We start from the raw sequence: 19,142 nt of genomic DNA on the forward strand, positions 1-19,142 counted from the left end.
GTGACCGAGTGTACCCTCTGCGGGCTCCCGACACCCGACTCTCCCCACGCCGCCGACGACGTCGAGGGCGCGTTCTGCTGTCGCGGCTGTCTGGAGGTCGCGCGCACCCTCGACGGGGCGCCCGCCGAGGCCGACCCCGATGCGCTCGACGACGGCCCCGCGGTCGAGGAGGCCGACGGCGAGCGGGCCTACCTCGACGTGTCGGGGATGCACTGCGCCACCTGCGAGTCGTTCCTCGAAGCCACGGCGACCGACGCGACCGGCGTACGCGCGGCGGAAGCGAGCTACACCTCGGGGATGATGTGCGTCGTCTACGACGACGAGGTGACCGACGAAGGGGCCGTCGCCGACGATGTCTCCGACTACGGCTACGAGGCGGCGCCGACTGGGAACGAAGCCGACGGCGACGACCAGGAGGCGGTCGGGCGCCTGCTGGTCGGCGGCTTCTTCGGGATGATGGTCATGGCGTGGTACGTCCTCTTCCTCTACCCCGTCTACCTCGGCGTCGCCCCCGACTCGCTGCTGGTCGACCTCGACGGGCCGGCCGGCGGGTTCCTCCTCGCGAACGTCTGGGCGATGGCGACGGTCGTCCTCGGGTACACGGGCGCGCCCCTGCTCCGGGGCGCCGCAGTGAGCCTGCGGGTTCGCGAGCCGAACATGGATCTGCTGGTCGCCGTCGCGGCGGTCACCGCCTACACCTACAGCACGCTCGCGATGACTCTGGGCCACACGGATCTCTACTTCGACGTGGCCGTCGTCGTCGTGCTGGCAGTGACCGTCGGCGACTACTATCGCGACCGCGTCCGCCGGCGTGCGACCGGACGGCTCTCGGAGGCCGCCGAGGAGCGGGTCGACACGGCGCGGCGCCGGACGCCCGAGGGGACCGAGTCCGTCTCGCGCGACGCGGTGGCGGGCGGGGACGAACTCGTCGTCCGCGGGGGCGAGCGCGTCCCCGTCGACGGCACCGTCGCCGAGGGCACCGCCGCCGTCGACGAGTCGCTCGTCACCGGCGAGTCCCTGCCCGTCTCGAAGGAACCCGGCGACGAGGTGGTCGGCGGGGCCACCGTCACCGACGGCGGTCTGGTGGTCCGCGCCGACCCGGACCCGACGAGCACCGCCGACCGGCTCGTCGAGACGCTCTGGGCCGTCCAGAGCGGATCGCCGGGCGCCCAGCGACTCGTCGACCGTATCGCCGCCGCGTTCGTCCCGCTGGTCTTCGTCCTTGCGGTCGGCACGACCGCCGTCCACCTCGCGCTGGGGGCCGCACCGACGGCCGCGCTGCTGACCGGGCTGACCGTCCTCGTCGTCTCCTGTCCCTGCGCGCTCGGGTTGGCCACGCCGATGGCCGTCGCGGCCGGCATCCGCGACGCTCTCGCGGCGGGCGTCGTCATCACCGACAGCTCGGCGCTGGAGACGGCCCCCGAGGTCGAGACGGTCGCGTTCGACAAGACCGGGACGCTGACCACCGGGGCGATGACCGTCCGCGAGGTGGTCGGCGACGAGGAGACGCTCGCGCTCGCGGCCGCGGTCGAACAGTTCGCCACCCACCCCGTCGCCGAGGCGATAGTCGCGGCCGGGACGCTCCCCGACGACCCTGTCACCGACTTCGAGACCCACCCCGGACGGGGAGTCGAGGCGACCGTCGGTGACCGGACGGTCCTCGTCGGCGACGCCGCGCTGTTCGACGAGCGCGACTGGCCGGTCCCGGAGGACGTGGCCCTCGCCTACGAGGACGCGCCGGCCGACGCCGTCCCGAGTTACGTCGGCTGGGACGGCCGCGTCCGCGGCGCGGTCGTCGTCGGCGACGAGGTGCGCGACGACTGGGCGGCGGTCGTCGACGACCTGGCCGCCGACAGACGGGTGGTCGTGATCACCGGCGACGACCGGGCGGCCGCGCGGCGGTTCGAGACCCATTCGAACGTGGACGAGGTGTTCGCCGGCGTCCCGCCGGAGGCGAAGGCCGCGGTCGTCGACCGCCTCGCGGCCGATGGACCGGTCGCGATGGTCGGCGACGGGAGCAACGACGCGCCGGCGCTGGCCGCCGCCGACCTGGGGATCGCGATGGAACGCGGGACGCGCCTGGCCGTCGACGCCGCCGACGTGGTCGTCACCCGCGACTCGCTGGCCCCGCTCCCCGCCGCCTTCGCGACGACCGAGGGGACCCGCCGACGCGTCCGCGAGAACCTCGGCTGGGCGTTCCTGTACAACGCGGTCGCGCTCCCGCTGGCCGTCCTCGGCGTGCTCAACCCGCTCGTTGCCGCCGTCGCCATGGCGACCAGTAGCCTCCTCGTGGTTCTCAACTCGACGCGTCCGGTCGACGGCTAGCCGTCCCGCTCGCCCGACCCGGGTCGGCCGGTCTCGACGGGGACGCCGACCAGATTGCCCCACTCGGTCCACGAACCGTCGTAGTTGCGGACCGAGGGATAGTCCAGCAGCTCGGAGAGGACGAACCACGTCAGTGACGAGCGCTCGCCGATGCGGCAGTAGACGACGACGCTCCGGTCGGGGGTGACGCCGCGGTCGCGGTAGAGCGCCGCGAGTTCGGCTCGCGATTTGAACCGGCCGTCGGGCGCGACGTTCACCGACCAGACGACGTTGACCGCGCCGGGGACGTGCCCGCCGCGCTGGGCGAACTCGTCCATCCCGGGCGGTGCGACGACGGTCCCGTCGAACTCCTCGGGCAGTCGCACGTCGATCAGCGCCGTCCGGTCGTCGACCGCCCGCGCCACGTCGTCGCGGTACGCCCGGACGTGTTCGAAGGGGCCGGTCGGCTCGTACGTGCGGGCCGTGAACGACGGGACCTCGGTCGTTGTCGGTCGGTCCGACTCGACCCAGTGTTCGCGCCCGCCGTCGAGCAGGTACGCGTCGTCGTGGCCGTAGTAGGTCAACAGCCAGTAGAAGTGCGCGGCGAACCAGTTGGCGTTGTCGCCGTAGGCGACGACCGTCGTCCCTTCGGTGATACCGTGGTCGCCGAGGAGATCCGCGAACGCCCGCGCCGACGGCACGTCCCGCCGTCGGTCGTGTTGCAGGTCCGACCGCCAGTCGAGCCCGACCGCCCCCGGGAGGTGTCCCTCGTCGTAGAACCCGGTGTTCAGGTCCACCTCGACGAGTCGCAAGGACGGGTCGTCGGATCGCGCCTCCGGCAGTCGCTCGGCGACCCACTCCGGGGAGACGAGCGCGTCCGACCGATCGGTTCGTGTCGTGCGTCCGGTCATTGCTGTCGGGCGACCGCCGGGTGGTCCGCGCGCCAGCGGTCACGTGGTGTCCACTCCCGATGGACCTGCCGGGGATAAATACCGGCTTGTCCCGTGACAACCGCCGCCCGGGCCGCCCGCGGGTTGTCCTGCGACAAGACAGGTTACAACCGACCCGAGCCGAACGGCACCCAGTATGAAGGGTCTTGAAGTCGGCACCGCGCTCGCGACCGGAACGGGGGACGGGTCGCTCCTGGCCGCGACAGCCGTGAGCGGGCTCGTCACCGTGCTCGCGGCGGGCGCCGTGTACTTTTACGGGTGGCGGACGCCGCCGGAACCGTCGTTCGAGGGAGTGAGACGCGAAGAGCCCGCCGAGCCGGCGGTCGCCGGCGGTCGCGGCGGCCCGATGTACGAGTCCGAGGTGGCCGAGGCCGAGACCGAATCGGTCGACCACGACGCGTTCGACCCGGTCGGGACGGCGGCGATTTTGGCCGTCTACTTCCTGGTCATCACGCTAACGTGGCTGTTCATGTACTTCGTGGAGTTCCTCGGGAACGGACCGACGGTGGTGGGCTGAGATGCACGTCCACAGGTTCGAGCGGGTCTGGCTCGTCGCCGCGCTCGGCATGATCGTCCTGTTCGTCGGGACGGTCACCTACGGCGCCGTCGTCGCGGGCTACGGGATGGTCGACGCCGAGGGCGGCCAGGTCGACACGACGGATCCGGCCGCGAGCGAGGACTTCCGCGAGCCGGGCGTCTACGAGGGGAGCGAACCCGGTCACTACGACGTGTACGTCGAGACGCGACGGTTCGCGTTCGTCCCCGGGACCGCCGATCCGATCCGGGTGCCGGCCAACAGCACCGTGACGTTCCACGTCGCCAGCGTCGACGTGCTCCACGGCTTCGAGGTCGCGGGCACGAACATCAACACGATGGCGATCCCCGGCCAGAAGGCCGTCGTCACCGCCGAGTTCGACGAGCCCCGCGAGTACGGGCTCGTCTGTAACGAGTACTGCGGCGAGGGCCACCACGACATGGCCGGGACGCTCGAAGTGGTCCCCGAGCCGGAGTTCGACGCGAGCACGGAGGTGCAGTGACGATGGCCCACGCACACGACGAACGGACGGGCGAACCGACCGAACGGAGCGAACTGCCGACCGACGAGCGCCTCGCGTTCGTCGACGAGTACCCGTCGGCCGCACGGATCACCCGCCTCTGTTTCGGCGTCTCCTTCGGCGCCCTACTCGTCGGCGCACTACTGGGGATCGTCCAAGCGCTCCACCGGACCAACGTCTTCCGCGGCGTGATCGAGTCCAGTGACTACTACTCGGTGCTGACCGGCCACGGCGTCCTGCTCGCGCTGTTTTTCACGATCTTCTTCCTCTCGGGCGCGTTCACCTGGGGGACGACTCGGAGCCTCGGCCGGGACCTCCCGAACCCGCGGTTCTCGATGGCCTGGTTCGGTCTCCAACTCGGCGGCGCCGTCGCCGTCGCGACGGCCATCTTCGGCGGCTTCGTCGGCGAGATTCCCTTCGAGGCCGACGTGCTCTACACCTTCTACGCGCCGCTGCAGGCCCACCCGCTATTCTACGCGGGGCTGGCGGCGTGGCTCGTCGGCACCTGGCTCGCCGGCGCCGACTGGATCCGCTCGTATCTGCGCTGGCGGAGCGACAACCCCGGCGAGCGCGTCCCGCTGCAGACGTTCATGGTCCTGACGACGATGCTGATGTGGTACGTCTCGACGGTCGGCGTCGCCGTCGAGGTGCTGGTCTTCCTGCTGCCGCTGTCGCTGGGGCTCATCGACGCCGTCGACCCGCTGCTCACCCGGACGCTGTTCTGGTACTTCGGCCACCCGGTCGTCTACTTCTGGCTGATGCCGGCCTACTTCGCGTGGTACACCATCCTGCCGAAACTCGCCGGCGGCCGGCTCTTCAGCGACCCGCTCGCCAGAGTCGTGTTCGTCCTCTTCCTGATCCTCTCGACGCCCGTGGGCTTTCACCACCAGTACGCCGACCCCGGCATCGCGGAGGGCTTCAAGTTCGTCGCGATGACGAACACGATGTTCCTGCTGCTCCCGAGCTTCCTCACCGCCTTCACCGTCGTCGCGAGCATGGAGTACGGCGCCCGCCGGCGGGGCGGCAACGGCTACTTCGGGTGGATGAAGGCGCTCCCCTGGGCGAACCCGGCCTTCGCCGGGATGGCGCTCGCCGGGCTGATGTTCGCGGCGGGCGGCTTCTCCGGGATCGTCAACGCCGGGATGAACATCAACTCGCTGGTCCACAACACCCTCTGGGTGCCCGGCCACTTCCACCTCACCGTCGGCACCGCGAGCGCGCTGACGATGATGGCGGTCAGCTACTGGCTGTACCCGCAGGTCACCGGCAAACGCCTCCAGCTGTACGGCCTCGCGCAGGTCCAGCCGTACGTCTGGTTCATCGGCATGGCGCTGATGTCCAACGCGATGCACCGCGCCGGCCTCGCGGGCGTCCCGCGGCGCACCGCCGAGCCCCAGTACGACCAGTTCACCTTCGAGGCGGCGCTGGGGTCGATCCCGGAGATGCGCCTGCAGATCGCCGTCGGCGGGACGCTGCTGACGCTCGGTGCGGTACTGTTCGCCGCGGTGATGCTCGCGACCTGGTTCGCCGACCGGGGACGCGGGCGCCTCCGGGTCGACAGCCACCTCCCGGAGCCGGTCTCCGGCCCCGAGGACGCCCCGCGCGTGCTCGACAACTTCAAACTGTGGACGGCCGTCGCGGTCGTCCTCGTCGCCATCGCCTACGGATTCCCGGTCTTCTCGATGGTCGCCGACGGGCCGTTCGACCCCGCCGCGCCCCCCGTCCCCGTCGGCGTCGTCGACGCGGCCATCGGACTCCTCCCCGGCTGACCCATCGAGTCACGTTCCGGAGAGGAAGCTCGCCACGAGCGCCGCTTCGGCGCGCCTGAGCCGGTAGGAGACGGTCGAGCGCGGGCAGTCCAGTTCGGCAGCGAGGTCGTCGAGCGTCGTTTCCCGCGGCGTCTCGTAGTACCCCCGCTCGGCGGCCAGTTCGAGCACCCGCCGCTGTTCGGGCCGCAGCGACAGCGACGCGAACGGGTTCGACGGGGGCTCGGTCGCCTCCTCTAGGTGGTCGAACCGGAAGGCGATCCCCTCCCTGAGCGTCCCGCCGAGCGTGTCGTAGAGCATCCCGACCTTCTCGTCGCTCTCGGTGAGGACTCGCCAACGCTCCTCGGACTCGCGGCGGGTCACCGACGCGAGGACGCCGCCGGAGAGGTAGCGCCTGGCGATCAGCGAGACGGCGTCGCAGCGGGTCGCGTCGGAGACGCGCGTGTACACCACGGCCCGCCGCGCCGACGCCGAGAGCACGTCGCTGTGTCGACGCCCGGCGCAGCCGCGGTCGCTGACCGACAGCAGGTCCCGCTCCTCGTCGGCGACCAGCGCCGCCGCCCGCTCGACCGTCTGCGGGGGGCCGGTGACCGTGTCGAGCCGCCAGACCTCCGACTCGGAGACCGGACAGACCAGCGCCGTCGACCCCGCCTCCGGCGCCGCCGCGAGGGCGTCCATCAGCGGGTCTACACCCGTCTCGTAGGTCAGCGTGAAGGCGAACTCCCGCATCTACCCCGAACTCGTTCGGCCAGTAGCCAGTCAGTTTCGGTCGCGGCGGCGACCGGCCGACGCTGTCGCGTCCGCGTCGCCGTCGGCCGACTGACCGCTGTCGTTGTCGTGTGACAACGGTGGGTTGAGGGGACCGCCGAGAGTACTGGGTGTATGAGCGACACGCCCGCAACCGAACAGTCGATGCCGTGGTTCCTGAAGGCGGTCATCCTCGTCGCGGTTCTCGTCGTCCTCTTCATCGTCGCCGTGGATCTCCTGACCTTCGCGCAGTCGCTCTGAGCGCGGGCGGCACCCGCCCGGGCCCGGCTCAGACCACCTCCAGAACGGCGAGCGACAGGGCGATCTGGCCGAGGCCGGCGACGATCATCAGTACGGCCGCCGCCCGTTCGAGCGCGCCGGCGTACCGGCCGAGCGACCGCCAGGCGTCGACGCCCGCGCTCGCGAGCAGCGTCACCCCGACCAGCGGCGCCGTGGCCCCGATCGCGTATGCGGCCAGGACCGCCGCCGCGCCGGGCGCCGGGAACGCGAGCGCCTGTGCGACCACGCCGAGCAAGACCGGAACCACGCAGCCGGCGGCCGCGAGCGCGTACGCGCCGCCGAACAGACCGAACCCGACGACCGAGCCGGGACGGCCCGGCAGCGCGACGGTCGCCGGCCGCCGGTCCAGCAGCGTCGCCCCGCCGAACGCGACCAGCGCGACGCCTACCAGCGGCTCGAACGCCGGCAGGAGCGAGGTGATCCGTCGGCCGACTGCGTAGGCCGCCCCCGCGAGGACGACGAGCGCGCCGAGCGACCCGGCGGCGGCCGCCGCGGCGGCGGCGCCCGCCGAGTCGTCGCCGCCGCGTTCGAGGAAGTAGCCGACGTACCCCGGCAGCAACGGGAACGCGCAGGGCGCGAAGAACGTCGCGACGCCGGCGCCGACCGCGAACGCCACCGCACCGCTCAGCGGCCCGATCACCCCTCCAGCACCGCCTCGAACGCCGACCGCAGCCGCTCGCCCGACGCGAGCCCCGAGTGTCGCCACTGAACCGCACCGTCCGCGTCTACCAGCGCCAGGTACGGGAGCCCGTCGGCGCCCACGGCCGACATGACCGAGCTCTCGGGGTCGACGGCGACGGGCCAGTCCCCGTCGCGGCGCGCCCACCAGTCGGCGATGTCCGCCTCGGCGAGGCCGCCGCCGACGCGCTCGCTGGTCACGGACGCGAAGGCGATCGCGCCCTCGAACTCCGGATACAGCGCCGTCAACACCTCCATCTGCCGGTCACAGGGGGCGCACCACGTCGCGAAGCAGTCGACGAGCGTCGGCCGGTCCGGACGGGGGACCCGGAGCGGACCGTCCTCGGATCCCGGCGCGTCGATCCCCTCGACGCGGACCGGAAACCCGTCGCTGTCGGCGAACGGGGCGTCGCTCTGCAGGATCAGGGCGCTCCCGCCGGTGAGTCCCGCGCCCGCGATGGCCGCGAGCGCCCGACGCCGATTCATGCCTCTCGCACCGCCGCGAGGTCGTCGATCAGCCGGTCGCTATCGGGAGATTTCGTCCGGTACGCCCGCTCGACGTAGCCGTCGGCGTTGACGAGCGTCGTCATCGGGGTGTGGGTGAACATGTAGCCGTCCATCTCCGGCGCCGCGGTCCGTTCGAACGCGACGCCGAACGCCTCGGCGACGACCCGCTCGGCCCGCTCGGCGGAGGTCGGACGGAGGAACTGCCAGTTGCCCGCCCCGAGCGCGACGTTCCGTTCCCCGGCGTACGTCCGGAGGCGGTCGGCGTCGTCGCGAGCGGGGTCAAACGTCACCGGGTAGAACCGCGCCGCGTCGCCGTAGCCCCGGTTCAGCGCGTGCGTCTGGACGTTCCGGAGCGTCCCGACGAGCACGGGACAGACCGTCCTGCAGTGACTGTAGAAGAACGTCAGCAGCGCCGGCCGGCCGACCCCGCGGAGTCGGACCTCCCCCTCGGCGTGGACGGCCGGGAGGGTCACGTCGGGGACCCGCTCGCCCCACGCGGGGTACGGCAGGTCCGCGCTCTCGAACTGGCGGTCCGGTTCGGGCAGGACCACGTCGGGGTTCCCGCCGCCCGCACAGCCCGCGACTCCCCCGACCACCGCGGTCGACAGCCCGGCGAGGTACTCGCGTCGGTTCACGGATCGACGGGAGGAGCGGGACACCAATCAATGGGATGTTGTAGTCCTCCAACGGCGGCACAATACCGGGCGGAGAGCGACCCCTCCCGACCGGGTCACCGCCCGCCCGACGACCACGCGCCCAGCGTGGCGACGGCGAGGCCGACCGCGAGCCAGCCGGCGAGACCGACGACGCTGGCGGCGACGTTCGCGGCGGGCGGGCCGGTCGAGACGACCCCGCCGGTGGCCGTCGACAGGACCAGCCCGCGGAACGCGCCGGTGGGGCTCAACCCGAGCGCGACGCCGAGCGCGTCGGCGCCGACGAACCCCTCCGCGAGGCCGAGAATCACCAGCGCGTCGACGCCGACGACGGCCGCGAGCGCGACGACGGCGGCGGCCGCGACGGCGGCGCGCCGCGAGCGGGCGAGCGACGAGACGGCCATCGCGAGCGCGAGCGCGACCAGCGCGTAGGCGGCCGTCAGCGCGACGAACCGCGCGAGGTAGACCGGCGAGTCGACCGTGGCGTGGGAGACGAACACGGCCGTCGACGGCTCCCGGACGATCGGGACCGAGACGGCGAGCAGCAGGAGCGGCGCGAGAACCGCGGCGAGCAGCCCCACCGCCCGGCCGAGGAACGTCCCGAGGACGTACGTCGAGCGATCGACCGGGAAGGTCCGGATCGCGTCGAGTTCCCCGCTGGCCGCGTCCGCGAGGACGCTCCAGGTCCCGAACCCGAAAGCGACCAGCGGGACGAGGACCTCGACCGGCGTCGACAGGTCGAGCACGAGCGGGAGGTAGCCCCCGACTCCGCCGGCGAGCGGGAGCGCGACGACGACGAGTCCGTAGACGGCGGCCAGCGCGAGGTACGCGCGCGTCCGGACGACGGTGTCGAACGCCCGCTGGGCGACCGCCCGGAGCGCCCGTAGCCGGTCGCGGACCGTTCGGTCGCCCGCGTCCCCGCCGACGGCCGCCGCCGGCGACGAGCCGTCGGTCGCCGGGCGGTTCCCGACTTTCGACTCCTCACTCATCGGTCCCCTCCCAGGTCCCGGCGCGGACGGTCAGGTCGCCGTCCTCGCCGTGGATGTACTGGTTGACCGCGTGGGTGAGCGTCTCGGAGCCGGTCTCCCGGCGCAGCTCGTCGGGCGGGGCCGCGACCTGGATCGCCCCGTCGTCGAGGACGAGCACGGTGTCGCCGACGCGGTCGACGGTACCCAGCTCGTGGGTCGCGAGCAGGACCGTCCGGCCCTCGTCGGCCAGCCCTCGGACGACCGAGCCCACGTGCTCGGTCATCGTCGGGTCGAGGCCGCTGGAGGGCTCGTCGAGGACGAGCACCGGCGGGTCGCCGACCGTCGCCACCGCGATGCCGAACAGGCGGGTCATGCCGCCGGACAGCGCCCCGACGCGGCGGTCGGCGACCGCTTCGAGGCCGACCCGCTCCAGCACCGCCGCCGGCTCCGCGTCGACTCCGGCGAGGTCGCCGTAGAACGCCAGCGTCTCGGCGAGCGTGAACTGCGGGCGAAAGGCCGGCGTCTGGGCCAGGTACCCGACCGCCCGGTCGCCGCCGGCCGGGAGCGAGACGGACCCGGCGTCCGGCGCGAGCAGACCGGCCACCACGCGCAACAGCGTGGTCTTCCCGGAGCCGTTCGGACCGACCAGGCAGGCGACCGTCCCGCGCTGGGCGGCGAACGACACCGACGAGAGGACGCTCACGTCGCCGAACGACCGGGCGACGCCGTCGACGACGAGCGCCTCGTCGGCCCCGTCGGGGTCGCCCGCTTCCTCGACCGGTTCGTCGCCGTCCGCCTCCCGGTCGACCGGCGCGTCGGAGTCGCCGTCGTCCTCTCCGGGGGCTCGTTCGGTCGTCCCGTCGCCGCTCGATACCGTCTCCGTCGTCGGCCGGTCTCTGTCAGTCATGCGTTCCGTTTCGCACCTCCCGCAGTCGGTCCGGGCGGACGGGGTCGGTCCGCGGCGCGGTGTCGACGGCGCCGCCCCCGCGGAGGCCGGGCACGCTCCCGGCGACCGTCCGGAACAGGCCCAACGCCGGCGCCCGCGAGAGCGTCGGCCCCCCCGGAGCGCGACTGGCGACCACGTCGACGCGCCCCGTCGGGCGGAAGGGCCTGTCGACGGCCCCGTCGCGGTCGCGGTCGAGCCCCGGGACCGGTCCCCAGTAGTTGCCGCGGCCGTCGACCGTCCAGACGTGGACGGGACCGCCCGACGCCACCGCCGGCCGCTCGTTGCCGACCACGTCGTTGCCGACCACGTCGTTGGTCGGCAGCAGCGTCACCCCGCGGAACCCGATCCGGTTGTCCGCGACGGTGTTGTTCGTCACCAGCGAACGCGTGGACCCGAGGTTGAACCCGATCCGGTTGTCCGCCACCACGTTGTCGGCGAACAGCGACGCGTCGCCGACGGCGAGGATCCCCGCCCGGTTGTCGACCGCGCGGTTGTCCACGACGGCGTTGTTCGCCGGCCGGGTCATGAGGACGACCGCGCCCTCCGTCTCGCGGATCGTGTTGTTCGCCACGAGCAGGTCCGACGTGTACATCTCGTGGACGCCGTAGCGGCCGCCGACCATGCGGTTGTCACGGATCACGCTGCCGCGGGCGCGGTGGGTGTAGACGCCGTCGCGGCCGCCGCGGGTCTCCGTGTCCTCGACGACGACGCGCGACGAGATGGGCAACACCCCCATCGACCCCTCGGCGATGGTGTCCGCCCCCCGGACCGTGAGGTTCCGGACGACCGAGCGGTCGCTGTGGCGGAGAGTGACGCCCGTCGACGCGGTGTCGACGCGCACGTCGGCGACGAGCGACTCGTTGGACCCGACGAACGCGACCCCCGCGTCGCTCCGGGCGTAGACGAGGGTGGTCGCGAGGGGGCCGGTAGCGTCCTCCGGCGGCGAGCGGGACCCGACGGACCCGACGCCGGCGATCGACAGCGACGTGACCGCGACCCGGTCGGCGTCGACCCGCAGGACGGTGCCGTTCCCGCCGCCGTCGAGGACCGTCTCCGGTCCCGAGCCGCGGATCGTCACCGGCTTCTCGACGGTCAGGTTCGGGTCGTAGCGGCCCGGCGGCAGTCGAACCGTCGTGTTCGGCGGGGCGGCCGCGACGGCGGCCGACAGGTCGGGGGCGTCCTCACCGACGACGACCGAGACCGGCCGCTGGCGGAGCGCGCGCCGCGCCGCGACGGTGCGGTCGGCCCACGCCGAGCGGTTCCGGACCGACTCGCGGAACGACGCCTCGGTCGCGCGACCGGCCGAGTCGACGGCCTCGGGGAGCGCGTCCCACGACACCGGCCGACCGCCGTACTCGTCGGCGAACGCGCGGGCGTCCGAGCGGTCGGAGAACGGGACCGCGGTGGGGCCGGCCGACGTTCGCGCGCCGCTGTCGACGACGTAGACCGCGCCGTCGGCCCGCACCCAGCCGACGGCGGGGTCGGTGCTCACGTCGAGATGGCCGCCGTCGACGAGCGAGGGACCGGCTCCGGAGAAGTCGGTCACGAAGACGGCGAGCGGGTCGCCGAACTGGCGGCGGGCCGTCCCGCTCGAAAGCTGCGAGACGAGCGACTCGACGCCGTAGTAGCCGACGACGTACTCGTACTGGCCGTAGAAGACCTGCGCCCGCGGGATGTCGTAGCCGCGAGCCTCGGCGGTCCGCACGTCGACGCCGGTCATCCCCATCCGCAGCGTCTCCCCGAAGTCGACCGGTCGCACCTCGCCGCCGCCGGTCCCGACCAGGAACCCGGCGGCGCCGACCAGCACGACCGCGAGCACGACAGCCCCGGCGATCCGTGCGTCCATCGTCAGGCCCGGCCGAGCTGTGCGATGGTCTCGGGGGTCACGTCACCCAACGCGGCGAGCGATCCGCCGTGCTCGTCGGCGAAGGCCTCGGCGTCGCTCCCCTCCGAGAAGGCGATCAGGTCTCTGCCCATCGCCCCCTTGACCTCGGATCCGACGACGAAGGTGACCGACTCGGCGTCGGCGAACGCCCCCGCATCCGGGTGGGTGGAGACGACCGAGTCCCCGCCCTCCTCGGTGACCGAGTAGTCGACTTCGGAGTAGTCGGTGACGTAGAACGCCTCGCGGTCCCACCCCCGGTCGTTGCGCTCGAAGTCGTACTGGAACGCCTCCCAGGTGCTGTCGAACCGCGCCGGGTCGTCGTGGCCCGACGGTCGGTTGTCCGCGTAGAATATCTCGGCGCTCGGGCCCGGATGGTTCGGGATCACCATCCCGCACACGTCACACCGATCCTCGGTCGTCAGGTCGACGGGTTCGGGCGCGTCGCCCGAGTCGGAACTCCCACAGCCCGCGAGCGCCGCGAGCGCCGCCGCACCGCTGACGAGCAGCGGCCGGCGGCGGACCGAATCGACCGCGGCCGTCTCACCCCGATCCGTCTCCCGCCCGTCGCGGGCCTCCGGTCCGCGGGCACGCTCCTCTCCCGTCCGATGAGTGTGTCGGCACATACGTGGCTTCGACCGGCTTCCGTTCGGACGTTCGTCCCGGCGGCGGTTAACACCTCCCAAGTCCGCCCGCGACCGAGAATCGGAGATAGATTGATATTTCTCGAGGATCCCAATACCACGATGTCTCGACGGTCCCGTTGCGGCGGTCGCCGGCCGGGACCGGGGCGCTTAATCGGTTCAAACGCGTAGGGCGGGCGATGACAGACGCCGGAGCGGCCGGTGACGCGAGCGCCCCGGGCGAGTCGACGGGCGGGGACCCCGACGGGAGCGGCGCCGGCTCGGGCGACCCGGCGGCGTTCGCCGCCCTGGGGTCGGAGGTCCGGGACGCGCTCTCCGAACGGGGGTTCACGACGCCGACGGAGCCACAGCGCGAGGCCGTCCCGCCGCTGGTCGACGGCGAGAACGTCCTCGTCGTGGCCCCGACCGGGACCGGCAAGACCGAGACGGCGATGCTCCCCGTCCTCGACGCGCTGGAAGGGGAGGAGCGGTTCGGCATCGGCGCGCTCTACATCACGCCGCTCCGGGCGCTCAATCGCGACATGCGCGAGCGCCTGGAGTGGTGGGGCGAGCGGCTGGATCTCGACGTGCAGGTCCGCCACGGCGACACCACGGACTACCAGCGTCAGAAACAGGCCGACGACCCGCCGGACGTGCTCGTCACGACGCCCGAGACCCTGCAAGCGATGCTGACGGGGTCGAAACTCCGGACCGCGCTGGCCGACGTGGACCACGTCGTCGTCGACGAGGTCCACGAACTCGCCGTCTCCAAGCGCGGCGCGCAGATGACCGTCGGGCTCGAACGACTGGTCGAACTCGCCGACGACTTCCAGCGGATCGGTCTGTCGGCGACGGTGGGCGACCCCCGGGAAGTCGGCCGTTTCCTCACCGGCGACCGCGGCTGCTCGGTCGTCGAGATCGACGTGGGTAGCCGCCTCGACGTGCGCGTCCGCTCTCCGGAGATAACCGACGAGGACGAGCGGCTCGCCGGCGAGTTGATGACCGAACCGGAGTTCGCGAGTCACGTCCGACACATCACGGAGCTCGTCGACGAGTACGAGTCGTCGCTGATCTTCGTCAACACCCGACAGCTCGCGGAGGCGCTCGGTTCGCGGTTCAAGGAGCTCGACGCGAACATCGGCGTCCACCACGGCTCGCTCGCCAAGGAGTCCCGCATCGAGGTGGAAGACGACTTCAAGGCCGGCGAGCTGGACGGCCTGCTCTGTACCTCCTCGATGGAGCTGGGGATCGACGTGGGCCACGTCGACCACGTGATCCAGTACAACAGCCCGCGGCAGGTGACGCGCCTGCTCCAGCGGGTCGGGCGCGCGGGCCACCGCCGCGACCAGGTCTCGCGAGGGACCGTCGTCACGACCCACCCCGACGACACGCTGGAGGCGCTCGCTATCGCCCGGAAGGCCCGCTCGGGCGAGGTCGAGTCGGCCGACATCCACGACGGCAGCCTCGACACCGTCGCCAACCAGATCGCCGGCCTGGTCATGGACTTCGGCGAGATCCGGGCGATGCGCGCCTACGAGATCCTCACGAGAGCGCACCCGTTCCGGGATCTGGGCGAGCGAGAGTTCAAGTCGGTCGTCCGCGAGCTGGCGGGCAACGAGGTCGTCTGGCTCGAGGAGGACGTCGACGAGATCCAGAAGCGCCGCGGCACCTGGCAGTACTTCTATCACAACCTCTCGATGATCCCCGACGAGGCGACCTACAGCGTCGAGGACGTGGCCAGCGGCCGCGACGTGGGCACGCTCGACGAGCGGTTCGTCGTCAACTTCGCGACGCCCGGGGAGATCTTCATCCAGCGCGGCGAGATGTGGCGCATCACCGAGATCGACGAGGAGGAGGAGACCGTCACCGTCTCGCCCGTCGAGGACCCCGGCGGCGAGGTGCCCTCCTGGACCGGCTCCGAGATCCCGGTCCCCTACGCCGTCGCCCAGGAGGTCGGCGAGATGCGCGGGATCGCCGGCCGACAGTTCCGGTCGGGCGCGGACACCGACGCCGTCGCCCGGGAGTTCACCGCCCGCTACGACGGCGACGCCGACACGATAGCGGTGGGCCTCGAACAGCTCGCCGACCACGACCCCGACCATCCGGTCCCCACCGACGACACCGTCCTGATCGAGTTCCGCGGGCGCGAACTCGTCGTCAACGCCGCGTTCGGCCACAAGATCAACGAGACGCTCGGGCGACTCCTCTCTGCGCTGCTCGGTCAGGCCACCGGCTCGTCGGTGGGCATGGAGATCGACCCCTACCGGATCGAGCTGGAGGTGCCCCGGAACGCCTCGGCGACCGACGCGCTCGACGTGCTCGAAGACACCGACCCCGACCACGTCGCCGACCTCGTCGAGCTCTCGCTGAAGAACGCCGACTCGCTGAAGTTCAAGGTCGCACAGGTCGCGACGAAGTTCGGCGCGCTCAAGCGCTGGCGCGGCCGCGGGTCGAGCAATCGCTTCGGGCGCGACCGCCTCATGGACGCCCTCGAGGACACGCCCGTCTACGACGAGGCCGTCCGCGAGATCCTCCACGAGGAACTCGACGTGGAGGGTGCAGCCGAAGTCCTCGAACGCGTCCAGTCGGGCGACCTCTCGGTCGAGTTGCTCGGCGACCGGACGCCGATCGGTCTCGGCGGGCGCAGCGCCGGCCAGGAGCTGCTCTCGCCGGACCACGCCGACGCGAGCGTCATCCAGACCGTCAAGGAACGCATCCGGAGCGACCGGGTGATCCTCTTCTGTCTGCACTGCCGGGAGTACGAGCGCAAGCCCGTCAAGCGCGTGCGCGAGAACCCGGAGTGCCCCGACTGTGGCTCGACGCGAATCGCCGCACTGAACCCCTGGGCAGACGAGGTCGTCTCGGCCGTGAAGGCGACCGAAAAGGACGACGAGCAGGAGAAGATGACCGAGCGGGCCTACAAGTCCGCGAGTCTGGTGCAGGCCCACGGCAAGCGGGCGGTGATCGCACTGGCCGCCCGCGGCGTCGGCCCGCGCAACGCCGCCCGGATCATCAACAAGCTCCGGGAGGACGAGGAGGAGTTCTACCGCGACATCCTCCGGCGGGAACGGGAGTACGCCCGCACCCGGAGCTTCTGGGACTGAGGTGGGGGGTCCGCCGACCGACGACCGGCGGGGACCGTCCGGAACAAGCGGCGAGTCTGTGGCGGACCGCCCCCTTTTTGCACGGTGATGGCTAACAGGCGCGACAGTCAAACCCGTGAGCACAGACCAAGCGATAGATTCGGAGTACATCGAGCGACACCGCGAGGAGATAGACCACCCGCTGTGGCAGCTGTTCATGCGGTTCGGCCACGGCAACAGGCGGTGGTTCGTGGTCGGCGTCCTCGCGAGCATCGGGTCGCGGTTCCTCTCGCTGGTGCCCCCGGTTATCCTCGGGGTCGCCATCGACTCGATCTTCCGCGACACGACACCGTTCTCGCTGCCGTACGTTCCGGGCGGATGGCTGCCCGACACCACGATGGGACAGCTCTGGTTCTCCATCGGCCTCATGGGCGTCGCGATGGTCGGCCAGGCGCTGCTCATCTTCGTCCGCGCGTCCTCGCTGAACCTCTTCTCCCACCGCGTGAAACACGAGGCCCGGACCGCGACCTACCAGCAGATGCAACGGTTGGACATGGACTTCTTCAACGAGGTCCAGACGGGCGAGCTCATCTCGATCCTCTCGAACGACACCAACCGGCTGGAGCAGTTCCTCGACTCGATGATGGGCGAGATGATCCAGCTGATCGTCCTCATGCTCGGGACGGCCGTCATCCTCGCGGCCCTCAACATCGAGCTCGCCCTGGTGACGCTGACCGTCATCCCGTTCTCGGCGGTGTTCACCTACTGGTACATGCAACTCGCCGAGGAGCGCTACGCCGACATCCGCGAGTCGGTCGGCGACCTCAACAGCCGCCTGGAGAACAACCTCAACGGTATTCAGGTCATCAAGTCCTCCAACACGGAGGAGTACGAGGACGGGCGCGTCGAGGAACACTCCTACAAGTACTTCAGGCTCGACTGGCTCGCGCTCCGACTGGGCTTCGTCTACCGCCCGGGCCTGCGCGTGCTGACCTCGCTGGCGTTCATCGCGACGTTCATCGTCGGCGGGATCTGGCTCATCCAGGGACCGCCGGGGCCGTTCTCCAGCGAACTCACCGCCGGGACGCTCGTCACGTTCCTGCTGATGACCCAGCGGCTGGTCAACCCGCTCGCGCAGATGGGCAACATCATCGAGCGATACGAGGACGCCAAGGCCTCGACCAAGCGTATCCTCGGCCTCATGAGCCTGCCCGTCCGCATCCAGGACAAGCCCGACGCGACCGATCTGGGCGACGTCGACGGGCACGTCGAGTACGACGGTGTGACCTTCAGCTACGACGAGGACGAGGTCGTCCTCGACGACATCGACGTCGACGTGGAGCCGGGCGAGACGGTCGGGCTCGTCGGCCCGACGGGCGCGGGGAAGACGACCATCGTCAAACTGCTGCTACGCCTCTACGACGTGAACGAGGGGGAGGTCCGCGTCGACGGGACGGACGTGCGCGACGCGACCCTCGCCTCGCTCCGGGGATCGATGGGCTACGTCGGCCAGGACAACTTCCTGTTCGACGGCACCATCGCCGAGAACGTCAAGTACGGCCAGTTCGACGCCACCCGGGAGGAGGTCGTCGAGGCCTGCAAGCGCGCCGAGGCCCACGAGTTCATCACGAACCTCCCCGAGGGCTACGACCAGGACATCGGCGAGCGCGGCGTGAAACTGTCGGGCGGCCAGCGCCAGCGCGTCGCCGTCGCCCGGACGATCCTCCAGCACCCCGCGATCATGATCTTCGACGAGGCGACCTCGGCGGTCGACACGGAGACGGAGATGCTGATCCAGCGCTCCATCGACGAGCTCGCGGCCGACCGCACGACCTTCATCATCGCCCACCGGCTCTCGACGGTCCGGGACGCAGACACCATCCTCGTCCTCGACGAGGGCGAGATCGTCGAGCGGGGCACCCACGAGGACCTGCTGGAGGGCGACGGCCTCTACGCGAACCTCTGGCGCGTCCAGGCCGGCGAGATCGAGGACCTCCCCGAGGAGTTCGTCGAGCAGGCCAGCGAGCGGGTCGCCCAGCAGGCGCTCGACGCGGCCGAGGACGACTGACGCGATACAACCCGACTCGACCCAACGTTTTACTGACGTGACGCGGTACCTCCAGTTGATGAGCAAGGGCGTCGAACCGACGATCACACTCACCGACGAGGGCGACTGGTGGGTCGCCAGGGATACCGAGTCGGGCGTCACGTCGCAGGGGCGGACGAAAGAAGCCGCCCTGGAGAACCTCGACGAAGCGCTCGCGGGGTACCGCGGCGCGGGATCGGAGCCAACCGACGAGGAGCTTCGAGAGGCGGGGATCGATCCCGAGAACAACGAGTCCGGGTCCCTCGAAGACTCCGATATCTTCGAATGAGCGGTCCCGGCGGCTCGAGTCGTCGATGACGCGCGGTCCGTTCTCCGGGCGAGAGGTCGTGAAGGTGATGGTCAACAGCGGGATCTACGAGTGGGAGCGGACGAACGGTGACCACGCGATCCTCCGCTGGGAGCCGCCCGACGACCACGACTCGGCCGCACGGACGGTCCCAGTCCCGCTCCACGACGAGGTCGGGACCGGAACGCTCCGGGACATCGCCGAGCAGGCCGGTGCGCGGGACTTCGGGCGATTCTGCGAGTGGATCGACCGAAACCGATAGATTCGATGCCGACTCCGTTTCGGTT

The 19,142-nt window shown here is 71.4% G+C and carries 18 protein-coding genes; 9 read left to right on the forward strand and 9 right to left on the reverse strand.

Going from position 1 to position 19,142, the window contains the following annotated elements; all coding sequences use genetic code 11:
* On the forward strand, positions 1 to 2,325 hold the full coding sequence (locus HZS55_RS17555) for a heavy metal translocating P-type ATPase (RefSeq protein WP_179908867.1): 2,325 nt from the start codon (positions 1 to 3) through the stop codon (positions 2,323 to 2,325).
* On the opposite strand, the gene HZS55_RS17560 is transcribed toward HZS55_RS17555, so the two are convergent.
* Positions 2,322 to 3,215, reverse strand: a complete 894-nt coding sequence (locus HZS55_RS17560; protein WP_179908868.1) for a sulfurtransferase — start codon at positions 3,213 to 3,215, stop codon at positions 2,322 to 2,324. The two genes, HZS55_RS17555 and HZS55_RS17560, sit on opposite strands and share 4 nt — an antisense overlap.
* A 175-nt stretch (positions 3,216 to 3,390) precedes the next feature.
* On the opposite strand from HZS55_RS17560, the gene HZS55_RS22455 reads away from it, so the two are divergent.
* From HZS55_RS22455 to HZS55_RS17575, 3 genes are read left to right on the forward strand one after another with little or no spacing between them, the layout of a single operon-like run.
* Complete coding sequence (locus HZS55_RS22455; protein ID WP_246308290.1) at positions 3,391 to 3,771, forward strand: halocyanin; 381 nt, start codon at positions 3,391 to 3,393, stop codon at positions 3,769 to 3,771.
* A 1-nt stretch (position 3,772) separates the two neighbouring features.
* Positions 3,773 to 4,291 (forward strand): cupredoxin domain-containing protein, encoded by a 519-nt coding sequence (locus tag HZS55_RS17570; protein WP_179908869.1) that lies wholly within the window; start codon positions 3,773 to 3,775, stop codon positions 4,289 to 4,291.
* A gap of 2 nt (positions 4,292 to 4,293) precedes the next feature.
* Positions 4,294 to 6,078, forward strand: a complete 1,785-nt coding sequence (locus HZS55_RS17575) for a b(o/a)3-type cytochrome-c oxidase subunit 1 (RefSeq protein WP_179908870.1) — start codon at positions 4,294 to 4,296, stop codon at positions 6,076 to 6,078.
* Positions 6,079 to 6,087: 9 nt separating this feature from the next.
* Here the strand turns inward: HZS55_RS17575 and HZS55_RS17580 are convergent, their stop codons facing one another.
* On the reverse strand, positions 6,088 to 6,804 hold the full coding sequence (locus HZS55_RS17580; protein WP_179908871.1) for a helix-turn-helix domain-containing protein: 717 nt from the start codon (positions 6,802 to 6,804) through the stop codon (positions 6,088 to 6,090).
* 153 nt (positions 6,805 to 6,957) lie between these two features.
* On the opposite strand from HZS55_RS17580, the gene HZS55_RS22875 reads away from it, so the two are divergent.
* On the forward strand, positions 6,958 to 7,083 hold the full coding sequence (locus tag HZS55_RS22875) for a hypothetical protein (protein WP_281372742.1): 126 nt from the start codon (positions 6,958 to 6,960) through the stop codon (positions 7,081 to 7,083).
* Between the two features lie 28 nt (positions 7,084 to 7,111).
* Here the strand turns inward: HZS55_RS22875 and HZS55_RS17585 are convergent, their stop codons facing one another.
* From HZS55_RS17585 to HZS55_RS17615, 7 genes are all read right to left on the reverse strand, one after another.
* Positions 7,112 to 7,762, reverse strand: coding sequence for a cytochrome c biogenesis protein CcdA (locus tag HZS55_RS17585; protein WP_394353540.1), 651 nt, complete (start codon positions 7,760 to 7,762; stop codon positions 7,112 to 7,114).
* Positions 7,759 to 8,286, reverse strand: a complete 528-nt coding sequence (locus HZS55_RS17590; protein WP_179908872.1) for a TlpA family protein disulfide reductase — start codon at positions 8,284 to 8,286, stop codon at positions 7,759 to 7,761. Before HZS55_RS17590 ends, HZS55_RS17585 begins: the two co-directional genes overlap by 4 nt.
* Entirely contained in the window at positions 8,283 to 8,942 is a 660-nt protein-coding gene (locus tag HZS55_RS17595; protein WP_179908873.1) for an SCO family protein, read from the reverse strand. Before HZS55_RS17595 ends, HZS55_RS17590 begins: the two co-directional genes overlap by 4 nt.
* 95 nt (positions 8,943 to 9,037) lie before the next feature.
* Positions 9,038 to 9,949 carry an ABC transporter permease subunit gene (locus tag HZS55_RS17600; RefSeq protein ID WP_179908874.1) on the reverse strand — a complete coding sequence of 304 codons (912 nt, stop codon included), beginning with the start codon at positions 9,947 to 9,949 and terminating at the stop codon, positions 9,038 to 9,040.
* Positions 9,942 to 10,835: an ABC transporter ATP-binding protein gene (locus HZS55_RS17605; RefSeq protein WP_179908875.1), complete on the reverse strand. Its 894-nt coding sequence runs from the start codon at positions 10,833 to 10,835 to the stop codon at positions 9,942 to 9,944. Before HZS55_RS17605 ends, HZS55_RS17600 begins: the two co-directional genes overlap by 8 nt.
* A complete protein-coding gene (locus HZS55_RS17610; RefSeq protein WP_179908876.1) occupies positions 10,828 to 12,720 on the reverse strand; it encodes a NosD domain-containing protein in 1,893 nt (630 codons plus the stop codon). Before HZS55_RS17610 ends, HZS55_RS17605 begins: the two co-directional genes overlap by 8 nt.
* A 2-nt stretch (positions 12,721 to 12,722) precedes the next feature.
* On the reverse strand, positions 12,723 to 13,382 hold the full coding sequence (locus HZS55_RS17615) for a nitrous oxide reductase accessory protein NosL (RefSeq protein ID WP_179908877.1): 660 nt from the start codon (positions 13,380 to 13,382) through the stop codon (positions 12,723 to 12,725).
* A 197-nt stretch (positions 13,383 to 13,579) separates the two neighbouring features.
* Here HZS55_RS17615 and HZS55_RS17620 point away from each other — a divergent pair, with 197 nt between their 5' ends.
* From HZS55_RS17620 to HZS55_RS17635, 4 genes are all read left to right on the forward strand, one after another.
* Complete coding sequence (locus HZS55_RS17620) at positions 13,580 to 16,483, forward strand: DEAD/DEAH box helicase (protein ID WP_246308291.1); 2,904 nt, start codon at positions 13,580 to 13,582, stop codon at positions 16,481 to 16,483.
* A 115-nt stretch (positions 16,484 to 16,598) separates the two neighbouring features.
* On the forward strand, positions 16,599 to 18,530 hold the full coding sequence (locus tag HZS55_RS17625) for an ABC transporter ATP-binding protein (protein ID WP_179908878.1): 1,932 nt from the start codon (positions 16,599 to 16,601) through the stop codon (positions 18,528 to 18,530).
* Positions 18,531 to 18,588: 58 nt separating this feature from the next.
* The gene (locus HZS55_RS17630; protein WP_179908879.1) at positions 18,589 to 18,837 is read left to right on the forward strand and encodes a type II toxin-antitoxin system HicB family antitoxin; all 249 of its coding nucleotides are present in this window, start codon (positions 18,589 to 18,591) and stop codon (positions 18,835 to 18,837) included.
* Positions 18,838 to 18,862: 25 nt separating this feature from the next.
* Positions 18,863 to 19,117: a type II toxin-antitoxin system HicA family toxin gene (locus tag HZS55_RS17635; protein WP_179908880.1), complete on the forward strand. Its 255-nt coding sequence runs from the start codon at positions 18,863 to 18,865 to the stop codon at positions 19,115 to 19,117.
* Positions 19,118 to 19,142: the final 25 nt, after the last annotated feature.

The sequence above is a fragment of the Halosimplex rubrum genome (assembly GCF_013415885.1).
GTDB classification, from domain to species: domain Archaea; phylum Halobacteriota; class Halobacteria; order Halobacteriales; family Haloarculaceae; genus Halosimplex; species Halosimplex rubrum.